The sequence below is a fragment of the Yoonia sp. genome, assembly GCF_017854415.1.
GTDB lineage: Bacteria > Pseudomonadota > Alphaproteobacteria > Rhodobacterales > Rhodobacteraceae > Yoonia.
In genome coordinates, this window is sequence record NZ_JAFMHR010000157.1 from 1 (window position 1) to 6,082 (window position 6,082).

General features: G+C 58.9%; 5 protein-coding genes and 1 pseudogene. 5 read left to right on the plus strand and 1 reads right to left on the minus strand.

Annotated features, from left to right (window positions below; all coding sequences use genetic code 11):
- Nucleotides 1–965 (minus strand): acetyl-CoA C-acyltransferase (locus QZ197_RS14130; protein WP_296432772.1); only part of this gene is annotated, 965 nt, incomplete at its 3' end.
- Between the two features lie 126 nt (nucleotides 966–1,091).
- On the opposite strand from QZ197_RS14130, the gene QZ197_RS14135 reads away from it, so the two are divergent.
- The 5 genes and pseudogenes from QZ197_RS14135 to QZ197_RS14155 form a co-directional block, all read left to right on the plus strand.
- A complete protein-coding gene (locus QZ197_RS14135; protein WP_296432773.1) occupies nucleotides 1,092–1,748 on the plus strand; it encodes an ABC transporter ATP-binding protein in 657 nt (218 codons plus the stop codon).
- Complete coding sequence (locus QZ197_RS14140) at nucleotides 1,745–4,129, plus strand: FtsX-like permease family protein (RefSeq protein ID WP_296432774.1); 2,385 nt, start codon at nucleotides 1,745–1,747, stop codon at nucleotides 4,127–4,129. The genes QZ197_RS14135 and QZ197_RS14140 overlap by 4 nt, the downstream gene beginning before the upstream one ends.
- On the plus strand, nucleotides 4,119–5,147 hold the full coding sequence (locus tag QZ197_RS14145; RefSeq protein WP_296432775.1) for a lipocalin-like domain-containing protein: 1,029 nt from the start codon (nucleotides 4,119–4,121) through the stop codon (nucleotides 5,145–5,147). Before QZ197_RS14140 ends, QZ197_RS14145 begins: the two co-directional genes overlap by 11 nt.
- Complete coding sequence (locus QZ197_RS14150) at nucleotides 5,140–5,697, plus strand: pyridoxamine 5'-phosphate oxidase family protein (protein ID WP_296432776.1); 558 nt, start codon at nucleotides 5,140–5,142, stop codon at nucleotides 5,695–5,697. Before QZ197_RS14145 ends, QZ197_RS14150 begins: the two co-directional genes overlap by 8 nt.
- A gap of 24 nt (nucleotides 5,698–5,721) precedes the next feature.
- Nucleotides 5,722–6,082: pseudogene (locus QZ197_RS14155) on the plus strand (bifunctional NADH dehydrogenase FAD-containing subunit/selenide, water dikinase SelD); the annotation flags it as partial.

A 6,082-nucleotide genomic window follows, 5' to 3' on the forward strand; every position in this document is an offset into this window, starting at 1 on the left:
GCTTGCGACGCAAAAGCTTCGTTGCTTTCGATCACGTCAAAGTCGCTCGCAGACAAACCTGTTTTCTCAAACAGACTGCGCACGGCAGGGACGGGCCCAATGCCCATCACCTCTGGTCGCACGCCGGCATGGGCATAGCCAAGTACGCGAAATTTAGGGGTTAATCCGGCTTTTTCAGCGGCTTCAGCAGTCGCTAAAACCATCGCCGCCGCCCCATCATTCAGACCAGATGCGTTGCCAGCCGTGACTGTTCCGTCCTTTTGAAAAACAGCGCGCAGACCCGATAGCGCCTCAAGCGTAGTCGCTTTGGGGTGCTCGTCTTTGGCAAAATCCATCATCTCGCGGCGTTGCTTTACAGAGATCGGCACGATCTGGCTGTCAAAATATCCCGCTTGCATCGCCGCTGCAGCACGTTCCTGACTTTGCAGGGCAAAGGCGTCTTGGTCTGCACGGCTGATGCCATGCTCGGCCGCGACATTCTCTGCGGTGACCCCCATGTGGCCCGTACCGAAGGGACAATTTAACGCACCCAGCATCATGTCTTGGGTGCGGATGTCGCCCATCTTTGCACCCCAGCGCTGATCGGAAATGATGTAGGGTGATCGGCTCATGTTTTCGGACCCGCCTGCCAGACCGAAATCAGCATCGCCCATCGCGAGCGACTGCAGAACCGAGATTATCGCCTGCACGCCGGACCCACAAAGGCGGTTCACATTCATCGCAGGGGTCGTGTCAGGAATGCCCGCATTCATCGCAGCGACCCTGCTGACGTACATGTCCTTTGGTTCGGTGTTGATCACATGGCCAATCGCCACCGTGCCAATCTGTGCGCCTTCAACGCCGGATCGCGCAAGCGCGGCTTTGGCCACGACCGTGCCAAGTTCAATCGGCGACGTCCCTGCCAATGACCCGCCAAATGCCCCAATCGCGGTACGTGCGCCGCCCAGAATTACGATATCTTTCATGTCAGCCTCTCTTGATGGTTCGACATATTGCTACAGCAGACACAGGCGATGGCCAGCAAAACGTGACGGCATGGCTGTTTCCTTCGGCAGCTGGTGCGTTAGGTTGCGATGAAACAAGAGGTGCAGATGCTGCTTTCCGTGCAAGACATTCACAAGACCTATCAAACCGCAGATGGCCCTTTCGAGGTGCTGCGCGGCGTTGATCTGACGCTGGCGGCTGGTGAAACACTGGCGCTTACGGGCGAATCCGGTAGCGGCAAAAGCACGCTGCTGCATCTGATCGGTGGTCTTGATGCGTCTGATCGCGGACAGATTTGGCTGCAAGGCCAAGATATTGCGGCCCTTGATGATAACGGTCGCGCCGCATTGCGCCGTGGCACCGTGGGCGTCGTATTCCAACAGTTCAACCTGATCCCAAGCCTGAAGGTCGCTGATAATATCGCCTTCCAAGCACGGCTGTCAGAGCAGTATGATCCCAAATGGGCCGCAGAGTTGGCTGACCGGATGGGCCTTGGTCCGCACCTGAACAAATATCCCGAACAGCTGTCAGGTGGGCAACAACAAAGGGTCGCCATCGCGCGCACCCTCGCCCCCAAACCCCGTTTGGTTTTGGCCGACGAGCCAACCGGTAATCTGGACGAAACAACCGCAGCTACCGTCATGGACCTGATGCTGGAACTGGTGTCAGAGGCGGGCGCGGGGCTGTTGATGGTCACACATTCCGCTGCACTCGCAGGGCGCATGTCGCGGCGATTGCACCTGCGCGCAGGCCAAGTCGCATGACCAAAGCAGCCCTTCAGGCGCTGTTATCTCATTGGTGGCGCAATCCTGTGCAGTTGTTCACATTGCTGGCGGGCTTGGCGCTCGCGACGGCTTTGTGGTCAGGCGTTCAGGCCGTGAACGCCGAGGCACGGGCAAGTTATGACGCAGCCGCAGCTACTTTGGGCGAAGGGCAGTATGACCGTCTTGTGCGCCGTGACGGGCAGCCGATGGCACAAGAGACTTACATCACACTGCGCCGTGCAGGTTGGTTGGTCAGTCCGGTGCTGCAAGGGCGCTTGGACGGCGTGCGGATTGTAGGGGTAGAACCACTGACAGCGCCCGCTGGCATCGGGCCGATTACGCCGGCACAGGGCGCAGACATTGGCAGCTTTCTGACGGGTCAGGGCCAGCTTTTCGCGAATGCTGAAACTGCGGCGCAACTGCCGGACCTTGACGTGATTATTGCTGCTGAGACGGCGCTCGGTGCCGCGATCACCGACATCGGCGTGGCGCAGCGTTTGCTGGGCAAAGTGGGGCAAATTGACAGCCTGATCGTTCTTCCAAGTCAACCGCTTGGCCGCCCTGACTTGGCCCAAATCGCCCCTGATCTGTTGGTGCAGCCCGCCCAAGGTGGCAGCGACATCGCGCGGCTGACCGACAGTTTTCATTTGAACCTGACCGCATTCGGATTGTTGTCTTTTGCGGTAGGAATTTTTATTGTTAACGGGGCGATTGGGTTGGCGTTTGAACAACGCAGACCCGTCGTGCGCACGATGCGCGCGCTGGGCCTACCGCTGCGGCGTTTGATTGTTCTTATGGCTGCTGAACTGATGATATTCGCGCTGATCGCGGGGATCATCGGGGTGGCACTGGGCTACGTGATCGCCGCTTTGCTGTTGCCAGATGTGGCGGCAACCTTGCGCGGCCTTTACGGGGCGGATGTGTCAGGCACGCTGCAATTGCGTCCGTCTTGGTGGCTGTCAGGCCTTGCCATAGCGCTGGGCGGCACAGCAATCGCGGCAAGTGGTGCACTGTATCAAATGACGAAAATGCCACTGTTGGCCGCCGCCCAACCGCGCGCTTTGGCCATGGCGGCAGGGCAACGGGCGAAAACACAAGGTGCGATCGCAGCTGCCCTTTTAGTTGTCAGCGCCATCTTGATGTTCACCGCTGACGGGCTGATCGGCGGTTTTGCATTGCTTGCGACGCTGTTGATCGGTGCGGCACTTGCTCTGCCGATCATCCTCAGCGGTATTTTGGCCGCGATGAACCGGAGCGCCCGATCTGTCACTGCACAGTGGTTCTGGGCCGATACGCGCCAGCAATTGCCAGGATTATCGCTCGCTTTGATGGCTTTGTTGCTGGCGATGGCCGCAAACGTGGGCGTGTCGACGATGGTATCAAGCTTTCGGGTCACCTTTACCGATTTCCTAGATCAACGGCTCGCGTCAGAAGTCTATGTGCGCACTAGCGACGCCGCGCAATCGGCGGCCTTGCTCGATTACGCGGCTAGCCGCGCCGACGCGATCCTGCCGATCCAAAGTGCCGATACGCAAGTCGCAGGTCAGCCGACAGAAGTGTTCGGGGCACGCGATCACGCGACCTACCGTGATTTCTGGGTCTTTCTACAGAACGCTGAGGGGGCATGGGACACCACTTTCGCAGGTGAAACTGTGCTGATTAACGAACAGCTTTCGCGCCGCGCAGGACTGGTTGTGGGTGACACGGTGACCTTGCAAGACAGCTCATTTGCCGTCGCGGGCGTCTACGGCGACTACGGCAATCCCATAGGGCAAGTCGTGATGTCCGAGGCGATCTTCACCACTCTCTACCCAGACATCTCGCCACAAAACTTTGGCGTGCGCATGCCGCCCGCAGACGTGGCGGACTTTGTCGCTGATCTTGAGGCGCAGACGGGTATCCCTGCGACCCAAACCGTCGATCAAGCCAGCATCAAAGCAATCTCGCTCGCTATCTTTGAGCGGACGTTCACCGTCACCACAGCGCTCAATGTTCTAACGCTTGCCGTTGCAGGTTTTGCGATCTTGATGAGCTTGCTGACTTTGGCCAGCATGCGCGTCCCGCAGCTTGCGCCCGCGTGGGCCATGGGCATGACGCGCAACCAGTTGGGGCGCTTGGAATTGTTGCGTGCAGTCATGCTCGCGTTGTTGACCGCTTTGGTCGCTTTGCCGCTGGGCTTGGCGCTCGCTTGGGCCTTGCTGGCGGTCGTCAATGTGGCTGCTTTCGGCTGGCGTTTGCCGATGTATTTATTCCCCGCCGATTACGCGCGTCTGGCGGTATTTGCATTGCTGGCCGCCGGGTTGGCCGCGCTGTGGCCCGCGCGCAGGTTGGCCCGCACGCCGCCTGCGGATTTGCTCAAGGTGTTTTCCAATGAACGTTAAAGCCCTCACCCTTCTATGCTGGTTGCCGATGTCTGCACTGGCCCAAGGGTTCGCAGGTTTGGGCACGCAAGCTGACGGTTTTTCGGTACCGCAACCGAACCCTACGTTTTCGTTTCCTGCCGATCACGGCGCCCACAATGACTACCGCATCGAATGGTGGTACCTGACCGCCAACCTCGAATCCGCAGATGGCACGCCTTACGGCCTGCAATGGACGCTGTTCCGCTCTGCGCTAGCGCCAGAGGCGGGCGATGGCTGGACCGCGCCACAACTTTGGATGGGCCATGCTGCGGTGACAACGTCGACCGATCACTACGTCAGCGAACGCTTGGCACGCGGCGGGATCGGGCAGGCGGGTGTTAAGGCCGACCCGTTTGACGCATGGATTGATGACTGGTCGCTAAGCGGCGATTGGAACACTCTGCGGATGACGGCGAGCGGATCTGAGTTTGCCTATGACATGGACCTGACCGCGCAAGGCCCGCTTATCTTTCATGGTGCGGAAGGCTATTCGGTGAAATCTGCCGCAGGGCAAGCATCTTATTATTATTCGCAACCGTTATTTGAAATCGCAGGGACATTGCGCCTGCCAGAGGGTGACGTCGCAGTCACTGGAAACGCGTGGTTGGACCGCGAATGGTCCTCGCAGCCTTTGGCGGACAATCAAACCGGATGGGATTGGTTTTCGCTGTCTTTTGATGACGGTGATAAATTGATGGGCTTTCGCTTGCAGCAAACCGATGGGGCGCATTTTACATCTGCCACTTGGATCGACGCGGATGGAACGACAACGCCCTTTTCGGACGGAGCTCTGACCGCGATACCACTTGCCACAAACGATGCTGACGTGCCAATCCGCTGGAACGTGACATTGCCAAGCAAAGGCGTCGATGTGACGGTATCGGCGATCAATAATGATGCGTGGATGGCGACATCGGTCCCTTATTGGGAAGGCCCGGTGACAGTCACGGGAACCCACACAGGCGTCGGATATTTGGAGATGACGGGCTATGAGTGACTGGTTCGAGACAACCGAAGGCACGCTGAAACGGGTGTGGGACACGCTTGCGCTTGGCGTGGCGGACGCCGCCCATCCGGCACGCAGGCCAACATTTGCAACAATTAGCCCAAGCGGCTGGCCAGAAGCGCGGACCGTTGTGTTGCGCGGGGTTGATCCCACGGCCGGCACGATCACGGCGCATACCGATCTATATTCCGACAAGATCAAAAGCCTGCAAGCAAGCCCGCGCGCGGCGTTGCACATTTGGGATGCAGATCAAAACCTGCAAATCCGTATGCAGACCGAAGTTACAATCCAGTCCGGTGACGCGGTGAGCGCGCTTTGGCACAAAATCCCCGATCATGCGCAGCAGTCATACGGTGTCACCCCCCCACCCGGTGCGCCGATAAAAACGGCGCTTGATTACGTCAAGCAGCCTGACCCGGCGACATTTGCGGTGCTGACCTGCACTGTTGTTCACATTGACGCGGTGCATCTAGGCGCAGACCACCGCCGTGCCAGTTTCTCACGTGACCGTCATTGGCAAGGACAATGGCTTTCCCCATAGCGGATTGCCCGTTAGAACTGCCTCATGAATACGCTTCCTCTTACCCGCGACCTTGTGCTGATTGGCGGTGGGCATACCCATGCGCTGGTGCTGCGCAAATGGGGTATGAACCCGCTGCCGGGTGTGCGGGTAACCGTGATTAACCCCGGACCGACCGCGCCATATTCGGGGATGCTGCCGGGGTTTGTCGCCGGACATTATACACGGGCGGAACTTGATATTGATCTGGTCAAGCTGGCCCGCTTTGCTGGTGCGCGGATCATCAACGGCTATGCCACAGGAATCGATATAGCGGCCAAAACCATCGCCGTCGCGGGCCGTCCACCGATTGCCTATGATGTGATGGCGGTTGATGTTGGCATCACCTCGGCCATGCCAGACCTGC

Excerpts from the sequence above, each read along its gene's own strand:
- QZ197_RS14150 (WP_296432776.1), top strand. The coding sequence starts at position 5,140 with ATGAGTGACTGGTTCGAGACAACCGAAGGCACGCTGAAACGGGTGTGG.
- QZ197_RS14135 (WP_296432773.1), top strand. The coding sequence starts at position 1,092 with ATGCTGCTTTCCGTGCAAGACATTCACAAGACCTATCAAACCGCAGAT.
- QZ197_RS14145 (WP_296432775.1), top strand. The coding sequence starts at position 4,119 with ATGAACGTTAAAGCCCTCACCCTTCTATGCTGGTTGCCGATGTCTGCA.
- QZ197_RS14140 (WP_296432774.1), top strand. The coding sequence starts at position 1,745 with ATGACCAAAGCAGCCCTTCAGGCGCTGTTATCTCATTGGTGGCGCAAT.